Here is an 18,114-nt window from a genome sequence, read left to right as displayed (position 1 = left end):
TCAAACCTCGGGACTACACGCTTGTGTGGGCAGCAGCACGGTAAAGCGGCTGCCCTGTCCTACATCGCTGGTGACCGTGATGCTGCCCTGGTGGCAGACCACGGCCTCTTTCACAATCGACAAGCCCAGCCCGGTGCCTGCAATGGGGCCCACGTTGCTGGCGCGGTGGAAACTGACAAAGAGTTGCGTCTGGTCCGCCTTGGGAATGCCAATGCCTTGGTCTGACACGGTGAGCACCAATTGCTCCCCTTCCGGTGCGATGGAGAAAAGCACCTCGCCGCCATTGGGCGAGTATTTGATTGCGTTAGAGAGCAGGTTGCCAACGATATTGCGAATCAATGCCTCGTCCAGCAGGTACATATGCTCGGCAGGGGGGAAGTCCAGCGTCAGCCGGATATGCGCCACCTGGCGCGCCATCGCGCTGCGCACCTCGTCTACCAGGCTATTGCAAAACGCAGTGACGCTCAGTGCACGGGGCCTGAATTCGAGGCGCCCGGCATCGGTTCGACCAATCACAAGCACGTTCTCCAGCATGTGGGTCATGCGCGCGACGGCATCGTCGATTCGCTGTAGCGTGGCTGCCTTTTTGTCTGCCGGCATGCGGTCTTGGTAGTGCTGCAGCAGCTCGACCGAGCCGTGGATGGTGGCCAGCGGCGTGCGGAACTCGTGCGAGGCCATGGTGATGAAGCGGGCCTTCATGTCGTTGAGCGCAGTTTGCTGCTGCAAGGCATGGCGCTGGTTTTTCTCGGCCTCCACGCGGGCGGTAATGTCCACCACAAATAGCAGCGTCGCTTCGCGATTGCTCCATTGAATGGAAACGACGGAAAGATCCAGGGTGCGTACTTCGCCCGTTTGGGTGATGATACGAAAGTTGTAGTTGGACTCTACATTTTCGCCGCGCAAGCGGGCGTGGTGGCGGTCTGCGACTTTGCCGGCGTCGTCCGGGTGGATGGCGGCTGTGAGGGGGCGGTTGAGCAAAAACTCCGCTGGATGCCCCACGATGTTAACCATGCTGGGGTTCACAAACACCAAAAGGCCGTCTTGTGCCACGGCCACTCCCACACCGACGTTCTCAATCACCGAGCGGTAGCGTGCTTCCGACTTGCGCACTTCTTCAATGGCCTGGTAGCGCTCAATCGCCGCGCTCACGTGGTTGGCGACAAATCCCAAGATGTCGGCGTCGGCCTCGGAGTAGGCCGGCACACCGGGCTCGTAGGCTTGTACTGCCAACATTCCGCCCGAGGCACCATGCATTTGCATGGGAACGCCCAGCCAGGTGGTGAATGTCAGGTCGCCAGCGGCTTGGGTGATTTCACCAGATTGTTGTAGCACGCGCATGCGCTCGCCATCAATGCGCTGCGGTGCGTTGCTGCGCATGACGAATTCGGTCATGCCGTTGCAGCGCGGCACGTCGTTGCACTGCATGGTGTCGCCGTCTTTTTCGTCGACATAGTAGGGAAAGTCGACATGGGTGCCGTTGGGCTTGCACAGGCAGACGTAGAAATTCTTGGCGTAGAGCAGCTCTTCCAGCAGGCCGTGTACCGCTTTCAGAAAGTCATAAAACGACAAGCCGGCAGTGGAGCGCTCGGCAATTTGGTAGAAAACCCGTTGCAGGGTTTCGGCCTTCTTTTGCTCCAGAGCCTCTCGCTGGAGTTCTTCAGTGCGCTGGGCCAGCCATTGGCTGGCCAGGGTTTGCTGCTCTTCGAGTTCCGCCTGCAGTAACCGGTTCTTCGCCTGCAAAGCTTGGAACTGTTCGTGAGATCGGTCCAGTTGCGCTTGCAGTGAGTTGGGCATAGGTGCGGCTCAGTGGGTCATGTTGCGCAGCGCGGCCTCGATGGCGGCTGCGGTGGCAAGAGGCTTTTCCATCGGAAAGAGGTGGGTGCCGTCCAGCATCATGGTACGCCCTGCGGTGACCTTTTCGGTCATCGCCATGCCGACCTGCTTCATTTCTTCCGACGCGTTGCCCCCGATGAAGGTTACCGGGCATCGGACCGGGTGGCGCGCCAGCAGCCGGTCGAGGTTGTCGGGCAAGGTGTTGTAGAACGCGGTTTCCACGTCACGGTCAAAGGCGAGTACACGCTTGCCGTCGTGTTCCACGGTGCCATGGGTTACGTAGTCGAGTAGCACTTCGGGGTCCCAGCGGGCAAAGGCTTTCTTGTGGCGAAAGTGCGCCAACGCATCGTCGATCGTAGGCCAGCTGTTGCGCCGCTTCCGGCTGACGGCGCCCGGCGAGATGGAGCCCACCAACTGGGTGGTTTTGGCCAGCCCCAGAGCTTTGGAGCGCCAGCCGCCCAGGATGGGCGAGTCGATCAGCACCACGCCGCAGGCCAGCTCGGGGTGGCGTGCTGCGGCCATCAGGCTTAAGAAACCGCCCAGCGAGTGACCAACTAGCCAGACGGGTTCTCCGCTTTTCTCCACAATTTTTTGCGTGAAATCCACCAGCTGCTGCACCACATGGGGCCAGTTGTTGCTGACCGGGTATTCAGGGCTGTGGCCATATTTGTCGATTGCTTTCACCTGAAAGCCGCGCGCACGTAGGCTTTTGAATAGCACCTTGTAGGTACTGGCGCCGAAGCTGTTGGCGTGTGAAAAAACGATGGTGGACATGGTGACGGTGCAGCGTGGCCGCAGAGCAGAGGCCTAGATTAACTTTTCGTCGGGGTTGGTGATTTTTTTCAGCGGCTGGCTGCGTTGACTGGGTACCAGAAGCGGTACTTCGGTGGCGCCGCCGTTCCACATGGGGTCTTCCAAGCTATCGAAGACCTCGCGCAGCTTTTGGCCCCAGCTGTTGTGCAGCAGCTGAAAGTAGGGGTTGTGCTCGTCAATACAGACCACTTTGTCGGTCTGAAAAGTATTGACTTCGTACACCACCATGTCCAGCGGCAAGCCCACGGAGAGGTTGGATTTGAGGGTGGAATCCATAGACACCAACGCGCATTTCGCGGCTTCGTCCAACGGAGTGTGGGGGGTGATCACGCGGTCCAGCACCGGCTTGCCGTACTTGGATTCGCCAATCTGGAAGTAGGGCGTTTCTAGCGTGGCTTCAATGAAGTTGCCAGCGGAGTACACCTGGAACAGGCGCATCGCCTCGCCCTGAATCTGCCCGCCAAAGATGACTGACACATTGAAGTCCACGCCAGCCGCGTTGAGCGCCGCGCCATCACGCTCTTGCACCCGGCGAATCGCCGAGCCCAGCACGCGGGCGGCGTCGAACATGCTCTTGGCATTCCAGATGGTGATGCCTTCGTCTTCTTCGTGGTCCTTGAGCTTTTCGACCTGCAAAATTTCCCGCACGCTTTGCGAGATGCTGAGGTTGCCGGCCGAGAGCAGCACCATGAAACGATCGTTCGGCTTTTCGTACACGATCATCTTGCGGAAGGTGCTGATCTGGTCCAGCCCGGCGTTGGTGCGGGAGTCGGACAGGAATACCAGGCCGGCGTTGAGTTTGAGAGCGACGCAGTAGGTCATTTTTTGTTCTGAAAGGCGTAAAGCTAGAGTGTATCGGTGGGCGTCGTTACTTCCCGGTCTGTAGCAGTGTCAGTAATCGCCCCAAAACCGGCAGGCGTGTACGAGCCGCCTCAACTTCCTTTGCATTGAAATGCTGCGCGAAGACATTCGATGCCGAGGCAGACGCACCGAATGCCGCTTCAAAAGCTTGCTTCAGTTGCGCCGTGGTCCGGTTTTCTACAGGGTACCCGTGAATCTGCAACAAGACTGCCTCCAGGCAAGGCGTCGCTTGCAGGACTTCAATACGGCCCTTTCGTGCCATGTTTTGAGTCGTTGCGTTCCATCCCACATCCGTGTCCAGCAGCGCAACACGTTCGTCGAAGTCCGCGTTGCGTGATTGGCGGATGGCGTAGTCCACCACATGTTGCGCGCCTTTGCCCCGCGCATTTTTGATGGTGATACGAACGCCGCTGCCCCGTTGTTGATACAGGCTACAAAGATGCCTCAGAAAAAGCTCTTCAGATTGGCCTTCCCCCACCACAAGTACGGTGCGGGCGACACTGCGTCGCAGCCCTTGCGAGGGTTTCATAGGTGAGGCACAGCACCATAAGCGCCGGCCATGTACTTTGCATAGTAGTTGTGGTCGCTGCGAATGCCTTCCACACTATCTAGACGCCAAGCGCTGCTCTCGTTGAACTCGTTCTTCTCCACCAAAACCACCTGCGATTTGTGCAGTAGGTTCAGCACCTCCATGGCATGGCAGGTGAACAGCAGTTGGGCCTTGTGCGGATTGGTTTGTGGGTTGGCGAACAGATCCAAAATCGGCTCCAACATGTGGGGGTGCAAGTCGTTTTCGAACTCGTCAATGACTGCCAAGCCACCGGCCTCCAGTACGGGCAAAAGCCGCGACAGCAAAATGAATGCACCTTGCGTGCCACTGGATTCCTGCGCAAAGTCCAGTGCGAAACTGGTGCCATCCTGCATTTTGTGAAAGCCGTAAGGGCGCCATAGCTTTTTCTGGGTGTTGTCAGGGCCTGTGACTTCAAATTCCCTCAATTGCACATCATTTAAACCCAAATCCCAGCGCGACAAGAGCTCGGTCATGGCCGCGCGGTGCGCATCATGATTGGCAAACAACTGGGCCGCGGCAAGGAGCTGGTTCCGATCTTGAACTACGCGCCCGTATTGGTGGATGTTGCTGCACACATAGGGCTCTACCATGCGCAATGCCAGCGGAACACCATACTGTGCTGCAGTGGAGATCAGCGAAGCATTGGGGCGCACTTTCACGGCCTCTGAAGGCGCAAACCCGAAATCCTGCTGCTTCACGGTGTAGGCCTGCTGGGCTTCATCCCAATTGCGAATAAACACATAGCTCATTCGCTGACGCTTTACGTACAAAGCTTCATGCAACACACGTTGTGGTGTGGCACGCAGGGTGTAACGCCAGAGTTGGCCGTCGAAGTCGATCTCCGCCTCGAACTCAGTGGCTTCATCAGCAGTGGCAGGATGGGAGCTGAATGGCAATAACGCCGAGGGTTCCGTGTGGAAAGATTGCGCCACAAACCAGTGCACGAACGCCATGGGTTTGAGTAAGCCTGTCTTCCCACTGGCGTTAGGGCCAATAACCGCCATGACCGTATTCAGGCGCTCCCCGGTGGCTGAGTACATAGACCAGCCAGATGACGCATTGCGCTGGTCTACCTGCCAGGAAACCTCGGTGCGCTCGCGGAAAGACTGGAAATTGGAGAAGGCGAAACTATGTAGCATTTCTCTATTAAATCATTTTTTGAACAAAAATTCGTGCAAAAGTTGGTTTAACTCTGCTTTTTAGGGCTTTGAGCGCGCCAAGTTTAGGGCCAGCAGGCGTTTCAGAATATCTTCATCGGGCATCGTGGCGGTGTAGTCAGTCCAACCGTATGCAGCGGCCACGGCTGCGTCCAACGCCTCGTGGGCTGCGTGCAACCAAGCCGGGCGCTGGTTGTAAAGTTTGGTGAGCGTGCGTTGAGCGAGATCTTTCTCAAAGCCGGGTTTGGGGACTATGCGGTCGGGGTAAGGGCTGGCAGTCATACCCAGCGGCACCACCTCGGGAAGGCGCTCGGTCCACTCGGGCGGATTGAGCCAGTTGTCGCGCAAGTCATTCAGGCGCTTGGCGGCTTGGGCAATAGCGGTCGCTACATTTTTAGGAGCTGCTTGCGCATATTCCGCCTGCGCTAGAGACATATTTGACTCAGAAAGCCCTGCTGGAATGACAGCGCCACCGGGCAGCACCTCGGTGCGCTGGTGGGCGGTGTCGGCAGGCGTGAGGCCCTCAGGGAAGGGGAAGGTTTCGAAGCAGGTGGTGGGGGTGTAGCGCGGCCTGTCTTCCAGCGATGTGCCCATGCGCAGCGACCAGAGTTCGTGGAAGCGGCTGTGCAGGATGCCGAAGGTGGTGTCGTCGGCGCGGGCGATGGCGACCACGGCGCTGTCGGGCAGCACCGCGCTACAAAACCAAGCAAACACACGGTGCTTGGATACACGCGGTGAAACGATTTGCCGAGGAATCTCCGCAAGCGCCAACTTCATCGCTGGGCGAGGATCGCCATGGCACCACCAATGCAAGCGATGCCAGTCACGTCTAAGCTCTAGCCGTGTTGGCTTCACGTGAAGTGCAGCATGAGCAAAAGGCAGCTCAAAAAGACTCGCGTCGGATTCAGACATTTTGTCGAAGTCGATAACCCATAGGTTCTCTGGGCGGCGGGTGACGCTCAAGCCATTTGCCCACGGCCGCAGCACCTGCGCGTTCGATTGGCCATGGGGGTTTGGCTGCACAAGCCAAGCAACGGCCGTGTCCCGTGGCACATCAAACGGGCCGTTCTTCTGGGTGCCAATGAACGAGGCGCCCGCGTTGGCCGAAAGTTTGGCGGCGGTGGTCAGGTCGCCGCTGCCTGCCGAGTCTTGGGCGCTCAAATCCGCAGCAATGGCTGCCACAGGCGCACCGTCTAGCCGTGCGGGTTGGTCGGCGTGGCCAAACGCCACCAACGACACCCGCACGGCTGCACCGTCGTTCACCCAGCCCTCGTCGCCCCAGGCCTCAAATATGCGGGTGGTTTCGCCGATGGCATCCAGTACCTTGCGGTTGGCTCCGCCACGTATGGAGTTGGTAGACACCAGCCCCGCAGCACCCAAGCCATTGGCTTCGATGGCCTTGCGCGATTTTTCAAACCAATAGCACACCAAGTCGGCGCCACCGGGCACCCTATCGGCGTATACCTTTCGGAGCGTCACGGTGTAGGCCTCGCCCAGCTCACGGATCATTTTGCGATCGCCCAAAAACGGCGGGTTCCCAATCACCACACTGGCTTTGGGCCATGGCGCTTCAGAGGCAACGGGGTTAGGGGCAGGGGGTGGGGCGGATGCTGGGGGCGATTTGGCGGCGCCTTCAGGGCCGTATGAGCCCCCGGCGTCCGCCCCACCCACTGCCCCGGAGTCGGAGAAGACCAGCAGCGCATCGCGGCACTCAATGTGGTCCAGCGGCTCCAGCACGGGGTTGGTTTTGAAGTCGTAGCCATGCTCGATGCGCCATTGCAGCTCGCCAATCCACACCGTCACCCGCGCCAGCTCGGCGGCGTATTCGTTGAGCTCGATGCCCAGCACGTTGTGCGGGCCGGTCACCAAGTCGGCCTGCCGGTCCAGCCCAAGGTTGGCGGCATCCAGGTGGCTTTTGTGCTCTATGTCTTTCAAGGCCTTGAGGCCTAAAAACAGGAAGTTGCCACTGCCGCAGGCCGGGTCCAGCACGCGGTAGGCGCTGAGCTGCTCCAGCCACTGCACAAACTGGGCTTGGGCGGTGCGGTGGTGCTTATCGTTCCTTTTGACACTTTTGGCCATTAGCGCCCGTATTCCTTGCGCAACCAGCTCCCATTTTTGTAGCAGAGGGCGGGTCAGCACGGGCTCCACAATGCGCAGGATGGTGGCCGGGTCGGTGTAGTGAGCGCCTAATTGGCTGCGCTTGGCAGGGTCCAACCCCCGTTCAAACAGGGTGCCGAAGATGGAGACGTCGATGGCCGACCAGTTGAGCGATGCGGCGTTGCGCAACTCGGTCACTTCCATGATGGTCAGCGTGGGCACTTTTACCTTTTTGAACAGACCACCGTTGAACCACGGAATGTCGTCGTTGCCATACAGGCCGCCTTTGCGCATCACCGTGAACAGGTTGGTCAGTCCTTGGCTGAGTCGGTCTGCGGTGAGTTGCTTGTTATTGACTAGGCCTTCAAACATGCGGCCGGGGAGCAGGCCCACGTCTTCCGCAAAGAAGCAGAACAGGCATTGCGTCAAAAAGTGGGCTACTTCGTCGGCATGCTCATCGGTGCCGGGGCCGCGCTTGCGCAGGCCTTCGGCCAGGGTGGCAAAGCTCTTGGCGGCCGCTTCGGTGATGTCGCGGCTGGTTTTCTTGGGGCGAAAGCTCTCGGGGTCGGACCACAAGCGGCGCAGCAAGGCTTGTTTCTCAGGCTGCTCCAGTTCGGCGAGAAGCACGGTATGGACTTCGCTGGGGTGGCCATTGAACTGGGTATGTATGCGGATGGTCAACCTATCGCAAACCACCAGCAGCGGTGGGTTGTCCAGAGCCAGGCTGTAGGTGAGTAGTTGCTTGAGTGCGGCATCCAGGTTGCGACCTGGGGCTTTGTTTTCCCAGGCGAAGTGGTTGCGCATGAACACGTCGGCAAAGCCGCGCGCTTCGCCCAGCAGCAGGGTGCCTTGCTCGAACAGGTATTCGCCATCGGTGCCGGGGGTGGGCACGCCCAGCAGTTGGCACAGGTCCATAAAGTGGGGCTGTGCGCCTTGGCGCTCGTTGAGGTCGTGGGCAGGGCCGCCGGGGCCCCATTTGGCGATGAATTCTTGCGGCGTCATGTTGTATCCCTGACTTTCTTTAGGTGTTCTTCGCTGCCAATGCTTTCAGCTGGTACAGCGCCTCCATCGCCTCCCGCGGGCTCATGGCATCAGGGTTTATGGCTGCAAGTGCTGTCTCTACTGCGCTGGCAGCTTCGGTTTCTGTAGCAGGTGGCGCGGCGAACAGGTCCACTTGGGCTTGCGATTCGCTGGCCTGGGCTTCCAATGCATCCAAAGTGTGGCGGGCGTGGTTGAGCACTGCGGCGGGCATGCCGGCTAGGCGCGCCACTTGCACGCCGTAGCTTTTGCTTGCGGGGCCAGGCTCAATCGCGTGCAGGAACACGATGTCGCGCCCCGCTTCGGCCGCACTCACATGCACATTCATGGCCGCATGGTGCGTGGCCGGAAACTCGGTGAGCTCAAAGTAATGCGTGGCAAACAGTGTGAAGGCCTGGGTCTTGTCGTGCAGTTGGGTGGCGATGGCGCTGGCCAGCGCGAGGCCGTCAAAGGTGCTGGTGCCCCGACCAATCTCGTCCATTAGCACCAGGCTGTGCGGGGTGGCGCTGTGCAATATCTGCGCGGCCTCGGTCATCTCCAGCATGAAGGTGGACTGGGCGTTGGCCAAATCATCGGCTGCGCCGATGCGGGTGTGAATCGCGTCAATCGGCCCCAGGCGGCAGGCCTTGGCCGGTACGTAGCTGCCCATGCTGGCCAACAGCACGATGATGGCGACCTGGCGCATGTAAGTGGACTTACCGCCCATGTTGGGGCCGGTGATGATTTGCATGCGCTGCTTGACACCGAAGCGGGAGTCGTTGGCAATGAAGTTGCGGCTACCGGAGGGGCCTACCGCTCCGCTGAGTTCTGCCAGCCGCGCCTGCACCACAGGGTGGCGACCAGCTTCGATGTCGATGCAAGGTTCGGCGACAAACTGCGGGGCGCACCAGTCCAGCGTCAGCGCGCGTTCGGTTAGCGCACACAGCGCGTCCAGCGCCGCCAGTGAACGCGCCACGCGGGTTAGCTGCGGAATATGGCTTTGCAACTGGTCCAGCACTTGCTCGAACAAATATTTCTCGCGTGCCAGCGCGCGCTCCTGCGCGCTCAAGGCCTTGTCTTCAAAGGCCTTGAGTTCGGGTGTGATAAAGCGCTCGGCGTTTTTCAGGGTCTGGCGGCGGCGGTAGTCGTCGGGCACCTTGTCGACTTGGCCGGTGGTGACCTCGATGTAGAAGCCGTGCACCTTGTTGAACTGCACACGCAGGTTGGCAATGCCAGTGCGGGCTTTTTCGCGCACCTCCAGGTCCAGCAAAAACGCATCGCAGTTGGTCTGGATGCCGCGCAGTTCGTCCAGGTCGGCGTCGAAGCCATTGGCAATCACGCCGCCATCGCGCACCAGCGCGGCGGGCTCGGGGGCTATGGCGCGGGCCAACAGGGCGGTGGCGTCGCCCGGTGGCTGCAATTGCTCTGAAATATGAGCCAAATAGCCCTCTAGCCCTCGTAGATGTTGCCCGAGCAGCTCTGTTTTTTGTAGCGTTACCACCAGCGCCACGAGTTCGCGCGGGCGCACCTGGCGCAGTGCGGTGCGGGCGGTGATGCGCTCCACATCGGCACAACCCTTGAGCTGGCCGCGCAGGGTTTGCCACAAGTTCGACTTGAGCACGCCAATCGCTTGCAGCCGGTGTTGTGCTTCGGTGCGGTCGCGCTGCGGCTCCAGCAACCAGCTTTTGAGCATGCGGCTGCCCATGCCGGTCATGCAGGTGTCGATGAGGCTGAACAGCGTGGGGCTGTCTTCGCCGCGCAAGGTCTGCACCAGCTCCAGGTTGCGACGTGTGGTGCTGGGCAGGTCAATCAGCGCGTCATTGCGCTGCACCTGCACGCGGTGGATGTGGGTGAGGGCGCGGCCCTGCGTGTGCTCGGCGTAGCCCAGCAGTGCGGCGCTGGCGGCGTGGGCCAGTTGCAGGTCTTGGGCGTTCCAACTGCTGAGGCTGGCAGCCTGCAGCGCGTCCAGCAGTTTGCGCTGGCCCAGCGCGCTGTCAAACTGCCATTCGGGCCGGGCGGTCAGGTACAGCGCGTTGCTGGTGGAGCGCAGGCGTTTGAGGCGGTCTTCAAACGCCGTGGTGCAGCCGGCGCTGTAGGTCAGCTCGCTGGGGGCCACGCGGCTGATCCAACTGATGACCTCATCGGGGGCGCACTCGGCCAAAAACACCACGCCTTGGGTGACGGACAGCCAGGCCAGGCCGCAGCGGTTGCGCGGGCCCTGGTGCACGGCCATCAGAATGGATTCAGACTTTTCGTTGAGCAGCTCGGCATCGGTCAGCGTGCCGGGGGTCACCACGCGGACCACTTTGCGTTCCACCGGGCCCTTGTTCACCCCCACTTCACCGGTCTGCTCGCAGATGGCGACCGACTCACCATGGCGGATCAGCTTGGCCAGGTAGCCCTCCATCGCGTGGAAGGGAACACCGGCCATGACCACCGGTTGGCCGGCCGACTGGCCGCGCTGGGTCAGCGTGATGTCGAGCAGGCGCGCGGCTTTCTCGGCGTCTTCATAGAACATCTCGTAAAAATCGCCCATGCGGTAGAACAGCAGCGTGCCGGGGTACTGGGCCTTGAGGCCCAGGTACTGCTGCATCATGGGCGTGTGTTCTGGGGTGCCCGCGGTGGTCGGTTTCAACGTGTCTGCTTTCCAAAAATTACCCGGCTAGCCAGCGCCCGGGTGCGTCAGTCTATCGGGGGTCTGTCGCCAAGCGTACCGTTGGATTATCGAGGCTGGACACAGCGGCTCCGTGTCGGTGCGCTAGTGCGCCTTGCGCGCCTGCGATCCTTGCTAAATCGGCTCTTGTTTGTTGATTCGGGTAATCCCTAGTAGTCATCTGAAACCGGTTTCATACAATTCCAGCAACCGAGAAAATGACCTAACCGTGAACTACCAATTCCAGTTCGATGCCGTGTTTGCCGCCTGGCCCTTGTTGCTCAAGGGAACGTGGATCACCGTGCAACTGTCCTTAACGGCCACCCTGTTGGGCTTGGTCGTGGCCATTGGCTGCGCCTGGGGCAAGACCTCGGGTCCGGGCTGGGTAAAGTTCTTGGTCAATGCCTATATCGAGCTGATCCGCAACACGCCGTTCCTAGTCCAGCTGTACTTTTTCTTCTTTGCCTTGCCCAGCATTGGCCTGCGCTGGTCGCCCTATACCGCCGCGCTGACCGCCATGGTGGTGAACCTGGGCGCTTATGCGGCCGAGATCGTGCGGGCCGGTATTGAGTCCATCCCCAAAGGCCAGATCGAAGCCGGCCGTGCGCTCAACCTTACGCCTTCGGAAATTTTTCGCTTTGTCATCCTCAAGCCCGCGCTCAAGGCTATTTACCCGGCGCTGACCAGCCAGTTCATCTTGCTGATGCTGAGTTCGGCCGTGGTGTCGGTGATCTCAGCGGACGACCTGACCTCGGTAGCAGCCAACTTGCAGTCAGAAACCTTCCGCAGTTTCGAAATTTACATCGTGGTAGCGGCTATCTATCTGGCGCTGGCGCTGTCGTTCTCTGCGCTGTTCAAACTGATTTATCAGCACGCGCTGAACTACCCCGATCGCCGCTGAGGCTCCCTATGCGTACCTTTGGCTATAACGAATTTCTTTTCATTGTGCAGGCGGCCCAGTGGACGCTGGCGCTCTCACTGATTGCCTTTGTCGGCGGCTCCTTGCTGGGTTTGTTGGTCGCCTTGGGCCGCACGGCAGAACATGCAGGCGCTCGCGTCGCGTCCACCGCGTTCATTCAGGTGTTCCAAGGAACGCCGTTGCTGCTGCAACTGTTCTTGATCTTCTTCGGCGCCCCCGTGTTGGGTTTGGATATCAACCCTTGGGTGGCTGCCGGTATCGCGCTCATTCTGAACAGCGCGGCCTTTTTGGGTGAAATCTGGCGCGGTTGCATTCAGGCGGTGCCGCGCGGGCAAATCGAGGCGGCTCTGGCGTTGAACCTGCACTATGTGGCCCGCATGCGCCATGTGGTGTTGCCACAGGCCTTCAAGATTGCACTGCCGCCTACCGTGGGCTACATGGTGCAGATCATCAAGGGCACCTCGCTGGCCGCCATCATTGGTTTCACCGAAATTACCCGGGCCGGGCAAATCATCAACAACGCCACTTTTCAGCCTTTGCATGTATTTGCCACCGTGGCCGCTTTGTACTTCGCTATTTGTTGGCCGCTGTCATTGGCTGCAGCGCGGATGGAGCGCCAACGCGCCAAGGCCTTGGCGCGCTAGTCAGTTGCAGATCGATTTCCCTTTCTCGTTTCTTTTCCCTCACCCTTAGGAGACAACACCATGACTTTTTCCTTCCAACGACGTACTGCCGCCTCAGCGCTGGCAGCCCTGGGTTTGGCCTCGGCATTGGGCGCTTTTGCGACCCAAGCTGCGGCGCAAACCGTAAGCGATATCAAAAGCAAGGGCGAAATCACCATCGGCATGCTGGTGGACTTCCCTCCTTACGGCACGACCAACGCACAAAACCAGCCTGACGGCTACGACGCCGACGTCGCCAAGCTGCTGGCGAAAGACTTGGGTGTGAAAGTGAACTTGGTTCCCGTGACCGGCCCTAACAGAATTCCTTTTCTGTTGACCAACAAGGTTGATGTGTTGGTGGCTTCGTTGGCTATCACGCCTGCGCGCGCGCAGCAAGTCCAGTTCTCGTCGCCGTACGCCGCCGCCACCATCGTGTTGTACGGCAAGACGGCTCTCCCGATCAAGTCGGGTGCTGACCTCAAGGGCGTGCGCGTGGGTGTAGCCCGCGCCAGTACCCAAGACGTCGCCGTGACCAAGGCGGCGCCCGAAGGCACTGAGATCCGCCGCTTTGACGACGACGCTTCTGCCATGCAGGCGCTGATGTCCGGCCAGGTCGATGCCATTGGTTGCTCCGTGACCGTGGCGGCCCAAATCGCCAAGCGCGTGCCCGCCAACACCTTTGAGAACAAATTCAACCTGGTGCAACAGGCGATGGGTATCGCCAGCCGCCCAGGCCAAGACGACTTGAGTAAAGCCATGAACGAATTTGTGGCCCGCAACACCGCCAACGGTGAGTTGAACAAGCTCTACCGCAAGTGGCTGGAAACCGATCTGCCTAAGCTGCAATAAGGACTACTGGCCATGACGGACGCAGTCACGAACGTTGGCGCCCCCGCAGCGCAGGAACCCATCATCCGCATGGAAGGGGTGAACAAGTGGTACGACCGCTTTCAGGTACTGACCGACATTGATTTGTCTGTTCGGCAGGGCGAACGCATTGTGATCTGCGGGCCGTCTGGCTCAGGAAAGTCCACCTTGATCCGTTGCATCAACCGTCTGGAGACGGTGCAAAAGGGCCGCATCGTGGTGGACGGGATTGACCTCACCGCCGGTGGCAAGAATGTGGATGCCGTGCGTGCCGAAGTGGGTATGGTGTTCCAGCAGTTCAATCTGTTTCCGCACCTCACAATTCTGGAGAATTGCACCTTGGCTCCCATGCGCTCCAAGGGCATGGGCAAAGAAGAGGCTGAGGAAGTTGCCATGCGCTACCTGACCCGCGTGCGCATTCCCGAGCAAGCACACAAGCACCCCAGCCAGCTTTCGGGCGGGCAGCAACAGCGGGTGGCGATTGCGCGCGCGTTGTGCATGTCGCCCAAGGTCATGCTGTTTGACGAGCCTACCTCGGCGCTGGATCCTGAGATGGTGAAGGAAGTATTGGACACCATGATTGGCCTGGCCGAAGACGGTATGACCATGCTGTGCGTGACCCATGAAATGGGCTTTGCCCGCAGTGTGGCGGACCGGGTGATCTTTATGGCGGACGGAAAAATTCTGGAGCAGGCCCCACCCCAGCAGTTCTTTGGCCAGCCGCAACACGAGAAGACACGCCAATTCTTGGGTCAGATCCTGACCTCACATCAGGCGCACTAAGGCCAGACCCGCGATGTCGCAAAGGCGGTCGCAGTTGAACACGTAAACAACATGGATGTATTGATATCTCTCTCGTCCTTTGGGGCCGCGGAGGTGGGGCGACACGGCCAACTCTGGTGCACGATGTTGGCCCAGACGGCTGGTGCCGATGGCGTGGAAGTGCGCGGCGAGTTGCTGCGTGATGCGGCTGTGGAATTGCCCGCGTTGGCGGGCCTGGCTGCGGTGTATTCCAGCCCCGAAGGCCTGTGGACCGCACAGGGCCGATCTCGACACTGGCGGCCTTGGCGCGTGGCCTTGCCACCGCAGCGCAGGTGCTGCGGCGCGTCGCGGTTGAAGATGTCGATCGGTGGCTTTGGCGCCGCTGTCGCACGGCATCGCTGGCGCCACCTGAAAGGTTCTGCTCGTGGCGCAGCCGCAGGTGGAGCTGGTGCATGGAGAACGACCAGACACCTGCCGCAGGCACGCTGCCTGCCATGCAGGCCTTTTTTACAGCCCAGGCGCAGGCGGGCCTGGACCTGGGCATGACCTTTGACATGGGCAACTGGCACTGGCAGGGCGAATGCCCGCTGCAGGCCGCGCAGGCCCTGGCGCCGTATGTGCGCTACGTGCACTGCAAGGGCGTGCAGCGCCTGCCGGGCAAGTGGGTGGCGGTGCCGCTGGGTGAGTCGGTGGCGCCTTGGCGCGCCGTGCTGCGCGCACTGCCCGCCGATGTGCCCCACGCCATTGAATACCCGTTGATCGGCGACGACCTGGTGGCCGTGACGCGCGACCAGGTGGCCTTCATCCGCGCAGCGCGGGAGCTTGCATGACCACGACAGAGTCCACCTTTGACGTTGCGCTGTTTGGCGAGGCCATGCTGCTGCTGGTCGCCAACGAGCCCGGCCCGCTGGAGAACGCCACGGGTTTCTACAAACGCACGGCGGGTGCGGAAACCAATGTGGCCATTGGCCTGGCGCGCCTGGGCCTGAAGGTGGGCTGGGCCAGCCGCCTGGGCACCGACTCCATGGGCCGCGCGCTGCTGGCTGCCATGCAGGGCGAGGGCATTGACTGCTCGCACGTGGTGTGCGATGCCACGCAGCGCACCGGCTTCCAGTTCAAGGAGCGCGTGACCGATGGCCGCGACCCGCAGGTGGAATACCACCGCAAGGGCTCGGCCGCCAGCCAGATGGGCCCTGCGGATGTGGACGAAGCCTGGCTGCGGTCCGCGCGCCATCTGCATGCCACCGGCGTGTTCGCCGCCATTTCCGACACCAGCCTGCAGGCCGCCATCCGCACGCTGGAGGTGATGCGTGCCGCGGGCCGCACCATTTCGTTCGACCCCAATCTGCGGCCCACGCTGTGGTCATCGCCCGAGACCATGCGCCACTGGATCAACACCCTGGCCACCTATGCCGACTGGGTGCTGCCGGGCATGGAAGAGGGCGTTTTCCTGACCGGTGAAACCACCCCTGAGGGCGTGGCGCGTTTCTACCGGGAACGCGGCGCCAAGCTGGTGGTGGTCAAGCTGGGTGCCGAGGGTGCTTACTACGACAGCGCCACAGAAGGCACGGGCCATGTGCCCGGCGTGCCGGTGGCGCAGGTGGTGGACACCGTGGGTGCGGGCGATGGTTTTGCCGTGGGCGTGATCAGCGCCTTGCTGGCCGGGCAGCCCGTGCAGGCTGCCGTGCGCCGCGGCGCATGGATTGGCGCGCGTGCCGTGCAGGTGCTCGGCGACACCGAAGGGCTGCCCACCAGGCGCAGCGCAGGAGGCGGGCTGTGACCCCATCCCAGCCGCTAGTGCACCTGGCGCCGTGACGCAAGCAGGTGCTGGTGTTTCGCGAGCTGCCGCCCGACCAGCTCGCGCGGCTGCAGGCCGTGCACGACGTGACCGTGGCCGACCCGCGCAAGCCCGAAGAACGCGCCCGTTTTGATGCCGCGCTGGCGCAGGCGCACGGGCTGATTGGCTCCAGCTTCCCCGTGGATGCGGCTTTGCTGGCCCGCGCGCCGCGTCTGGAGGTGGTCTCCAGCGTTTCCGTGGGCGTGGACAACTACGCGCTCGATGCGCTGCAGGCGCGCGGCATTCTGCTGTGCCACACCCCCGGAGTGCTCGACGAAACGGTGGCAGACTCCGTGTTTGCGCTGCTGATGGCCACGAGCCGCCGCGTGGTGGAGCTGTCGCAACTTGTGCGCGAAGGCCGCTGGACGAAGAACATTGGCGAGGATCTGTTTGGCTGCGATGTGCACGGCAAGACGCTGGGGCTGCTCGGCTTCGGCCGCATCGGCCAGGCGATCGCGCGCCGCGCAGCGCTGGGCTTCGGCATGCCGGTGCTCTACCACGCGCGCAGGCCGGTGGACCTGGCCGCGCAGGCGCCCGAGCTGCAAGGCAAGGCCCACCACGTGCCGCTGCCCAGCTTGCTGGCCCGCGCTGACTTCGTGGTGGCCATGCTGCCGCTGTCGGACAGCACGCGGGGCATGGTCAACGCAGCCATTTTTGCGGCCATGAAGCCCGGCGCGATTTTCATCAACGGCGGCCGGGGCGCCACCGTGGTGGAAGACGAGCTGCTGGCCGCGCTGGACAGCGGCCACTTGCGCGCGGCGGGCCTGGATGTGTTCGCCACGGAGCCGCTGCCGCTGGCTTCGCCCCTGCGCACCCACCCGCGCGTCACGCCGCTGCCCCACATCGGCTCGGCCACGCACGACACGCGCCATGCCATGGCGGCGCTGGCCACCACCAACCTGCTGCAGGCCTTGGCAGGCCAGCGCCCCGCAGCGGTGTACCACTGCGCACAGGCATGAGCACCCTTCCCAACACCCCCCGGGCCCGCCCCACCATTGCCGATGTGGCGGCAGAGGCGGGCGTGTCCAAGGCCACGGTGTCGCGGTTCTTCAACCACCGTGAGCGCTTGCTCAGCCCCGACATCGCCGCCCGCGTGGAGGCCGCCATTGCCAAGCTGGCCTATGTGCCCAGCCCCATGGCGCAGGCGCTGAGCCACGGGCGCTCGCGGCTTATCGGCCTGGTGGTGGCCGACATTACCAACCCGTATTCGGTGGCCGTGCTGCGCGGTGCCGAGAAGGTCTGCCAGGAGGCGGGCTACCTGGTCATGCTGTTCAACCTGGGCAACGACCGCGAGCGTGAGCGCGCCGCCATCGACGCCCTGGCCAGCTACCAGGTGGACGGGTTCATCCTCAACACCCTGGGGCAGGGCGACGGCCAAACCGACGTGAACACCCTGCACGGCAAACCCGCCGTGCTGGTAGACCGGCGCCACACCGGCCTGGCGGCCGACTTTGTGTCGCTGGACAACGAAGGCGCCATGCGCGACGCCTGCGCGCACCTGGTGGAACAAGGGTGGCAGCACCTGCTGTACATCACCCAGCCGCTGTTGGGCGTGAGCTCCCGCATCGAGCGCACGGCGGCGTTTCGCGCTTTTTTGGCTGCACAAGGGCGCAGCGTGCGCGGCGAGGTGCTGGAGCTTGCGGCGGAGCAAAGCGACGAGGTGCTGGACCAGGCCCTTGCGCGCTGGCGCCAAAAGGCAAAGCCGGGCGAGCGCTGCGCCGTGGTCGCTGGCAATTCGGTGGTGACACTGCGCGTGGCAGCGGCCGTGTCGCGGGTGGGCTGGACCTTTGGGCAGGAGCTGGGGTTTGTAGGGTTTGACGACCCCGAGTGGGCGCCGCTGATACGGCCCGGCCTGACCACGGTGGCGCAGCCCACCGACGCCATTGGCCACCGCGCCGCGCAGTGCCTGCTGGAGCGGCTCGGAGGACTGCAAGGCCCTGTGCGCGAAAGCCTGCTGCCGGGGCGGCTAATCGTGCGCGGGTCATCGCAGGGTCTGCCATCGCCCAAGGCGCCGGGCTGACCCTTTGTCGATGGGTGCATTGGCCCGTTGGTGCAGGAGGTGCTG

Annotated in this window: 15 protein-coding genes; 8 read left to right on the top strand and 7 right to left on the bottom strand. The window is 61.9% G+C overall.

The window, feature by feature from the left end; genetic code table 11:
* Genes U5N23_RS05455 through mutS form a run of 7 tightly spaced genes read right to left on the bottom strand, consistent with a single transcriptional unit; the run spans position 1 to position 10,945 of the window.
* Positions 1–1,794, bottom strand: coding sequence for an ATP-binding protein (locus tag U5N23_RS05455; RefSeq protein WP_322591798.1), 1,794 nt, complete (start codon positions 1,792–1,794; stop codon positions 1–3).
* A gap of 9 nt (positions 1,795–1,803) precedes the next feature.
* Positions 1,804–2,607 (bottom strand): alpha/beta hydrolase, encoded by an 804-nt coding sequence (locus U5N23_RS05450; protein WP_322591797.1) that lies wholly within the window; start codon positions 2,605–2,607, stop codon positions 1,804–1,806.
* Between the two features lie 33 nt (positions 2,608–2,640).
* Entirely contained in the window at positions 2,641–3,468 is an 828-nt protein-coding gene (locus tag U5N23_RS05445; protein WP_322591796.1) for a proteasome-type protease, read from the bottom strand.
* A 46-nt stretch (positions 3,469–3,514) separates the two neighbouring features.
* A complete protein-coding gene (locus U5N23_RS05440; RefSeq protein ID WP_322591795.1) occupies positions 3,515–4,036 on the bottom strand; it encodes a hypothetical protein in 522 nt (173 codons plus the stop codon).
* On the bottom strand, positions 4,033–5,217 hold the full coding sequence (locus U5N23_RS05435; protein WP_322591794.1) for an ATP-binding protein: 1,185 nt from the start codon (positions 5,215–5,217) through the stop codon (positions 4,033–4,035). Before U5N23_RS05435 ends, U5N23_RS05440 begins: the two co-directional genes overlap by 4 nt.
* A 60-nt stretch (positions 5,218–5,277) precedes the next feature.
* The gene (locus U5N23_RS05430; protein ID WP_322591793.1) at positions 5,278–8,334 is read right to left on the bottom strand and encodes a class I SAM-dependent DNA methyltransferase; all 3,057 of its coding nucleotides are present in this window, start codon (positions 8,332–8,334) and stop codon (positions 5,278–5,280) included.
* 19 nt (positions 8,335–8,353) lie between these two features.
* The gene (gene mutS / locus U5N23_RS05425; protein WP_322591853.1) at positions 8,354–10,945 is read right to left on the bottom strand and encodes a DNA mismatch repair protein MutS; all 2,592 of its coding nucleotides are present in this window, start codon (positions 10,943–10,945) and stop codon (positions 8,354–8,356) included.
* Positions 10,946–11,231: 286 nt separating this feature from the next.
* Between mutS and U5N23_RS05420 the strand changes: the two genes are divergently transcribed.
* The 8 genes from U5N23_RS05420 to U5N23_RS05385 all read left to right on the top strand — a co-directional run bounded on the left by U5N23_RS05420 (position 11,232) and on the right by U5N23_RS05385 (position 18,069).
* Complete coding sequence (locus U5N23_RS05420; RefSeq protein ID WP_322591792.1) at positions 11,232–11,903, top strand: amino acid ABC transporter permease; 672 nt, start codon at positions 11,232–11,234, stop codon at positions 11,901–11,903.
* Between the two features lie 8 nt (positions 11,904–11,911).
* The gene (locus U5N23_RS05415) at positions 11,912–12,565 is read left to right on the top strand and encodes an amino acid ABC transporter permease (RefSeq protein ID WP_322591791.1); all 654 of its coding nucleotides are present in this window, start codon (positions 11,912–11,914) and stop codon (positions 12,563–12,565) included.
* A 60-nt stretch (positions 12,566–12,625) separates the two neighbouring features.
* Positions 12,626–13,432, top strand: a complete 807-nt coding sequence (locus U5N23_RS05410; protein WP_322591790.1) for a transporter substrate-binding domain-containing protein — start codon at positions 12,626–12,628, stop codon at positions 13,430–13,432.
* A 12-nt stretch (positions 13,433–13,444) separates the two neighbouring features.
* Positions 13,445–14,233 carry an amino acid ABC transporter ATP-binding protein gene (locus U5N23_RS05405; protein ID WP_322591789.1) on the top strand — a complete coding sequence of 263 codons (789 nt, stop codon included), beginning with the start codon at positions 13,445–13,447 and terminating at the stop codon, positions 14,231–14,233.
* A 431-nt stretch (positions 14,234–14,664) separates the two neighbouring features.
* Positions 14,665–15,042, top strand: coding sequence for a hypothetical protein (locus tag U5N23_RS05400; protein WP_322591788.1), 378 nt, complete (start codon positions 14,665–14,667; stop codon positions 15,040–15,042).
* Positions 15,039–15,992: a sugar kinase gene (locus U5N23_RS05395; protein ID WP_322591787.1), complete on the top strand. Its 954-nt coding sequence runs from the start codon at positions 15,039–15,041 to the stop codon at positions 15,990–15,992. The genes U5N23_RS05400 and U5N23_RS05395 overlap by 4 nt, the downstream gene beginning before the upstream one ends.
* A 50-nt stretch (positions 15,993–16,042) precedes the next feature.
* Positions 16,043–17,008 carry a 2-hydroxyacid dehydrogenase gene (locus U5N23_RS05390; protein ID WP_416208572.1) on the top strand — a complete coding sequence of 322 codons (966 nt, stop codon included), beginning with the start codon at positions 16,043–16,045 and terminating at the stop codon, positions 17,006–17,008.
* On the top strand, positions 17,005–18,069 hold the full coding sequence (locus U5N23_RS05385; RefSeq protein ID WP_322591785.1) for a LacI family DNA-binding transcriptional regulator: 1,065 nt from the start codon (positions 17,005–17,007) through the stop codon (positions 18,067–18,069). Before U5N23_RS05390 ends, U5N23_RS05385 begins: the two co-directional genes overlap by 4 nt.
* The last annotated feature ends 45 nt before the right edge of the window (positions 18,070–18,114 follow it).

Source organism: Acidovorax sp., from assembly GCF_034519795.1.
Classification (GTDB): Bacteria; Pseudomonadota; Gammaproteobacteria; order Burkholderiales; family Burkholderiaceae_C; genus Acidovorax.
The sequence above is the reverse complement of the archived record's forward strand: the minus strand, read 5'-3'. Positions and strand labels throughout refer to the sequence as shown.

Coding starts and splice junctions, on each gene's coding strand:
- U5N23_RS05455 (WP_322591798.1), bottom strand. CDS start 1,794: ATGCCCAACTCACTGCAAGCGCAACTGGACCGATCTCACGAACAGTTC.
- U5N23_RS05450 (WP_322591797.1), bottom strand. CDS start 2,607: ATGTCCACCATCGTTTTTTCACACGCCAACAGCTTCGGCGCCAGTACC.
- U5N23_RS05445 (WP_322591796.1), bottom strand. CDS start 3,468: ATGACCTACTGCGTCGCTCTCAAACTCAACGCCGGCCTGGTATTCCTG.
- U5N23_RS05440 (WP_322591795.1), bottom strand. CDS start 4,036: ATGAAACCCTCGCAAGGGCTGCGACGCAGTGTCGCCCGCACCGTACTT.
- U5N23_RS05435 (WP_322591794.1), bottom strand. CDS start 5,217: ATGCTACATAGTTTCGCCTTCTCCAATTTCCAGTCTTTCCGCGAGCGC.
- U5N23_RS05430 (WP_322591793.1), bottom strand. CDS start 8,334: ATGACGCCGCAAGAATTCATCGCCAAATGGGGCCCCGGCGGCCCTGCC.
- mutS (WP_322591853.1), bottom strand. CDS start 10,945: ATGATGCAGCAGTACCTGGGCCTCAAGGCCCAGTACCCCGGCACGCTG.
- U5N23_RS05415 (WP_322591791.1), top strand. CDS start 11,912: ATGCGTACCTTTGGCTATAACGAATTTCTTTTCATTGTGCAGGCGGCC.
- U5N23_RS05410 (WP_322591790.1), top strand. CDS start 12,626: ATGACTTTTTCCTTCCAACGACGTACTGCCGCCTCAGCGCTGGCAGCC.
- U5N23_RS05405 (WP_322591789.1), top strand. CDS start 13,445: ATGACGGACGCAGTCACGAACGTTGGCGCCCCCGCAGCGCAGGAACCC.
- U5N23_RS05400 (WP_322591788.1), top strand. CDS start 14,665: ATGGAGAACGACCAGACACCTGCCGCAGGCACGCTGCCTGCCATGCAG.
- U5N23_RS05395 (WP_322591787.1), top strand. CDS start 15,039: ATGACCACGACAGAGTCCACCTTTGACGTTGCGCTGTTTGGCGAGGCC.
- U5N23_RS05385 (WP_322591785.1), top strand. CDS start 17,005: ATGAGCACCCTTCCCAACACCCCCCGGGCCCGCCCCACCATTGCCGAT.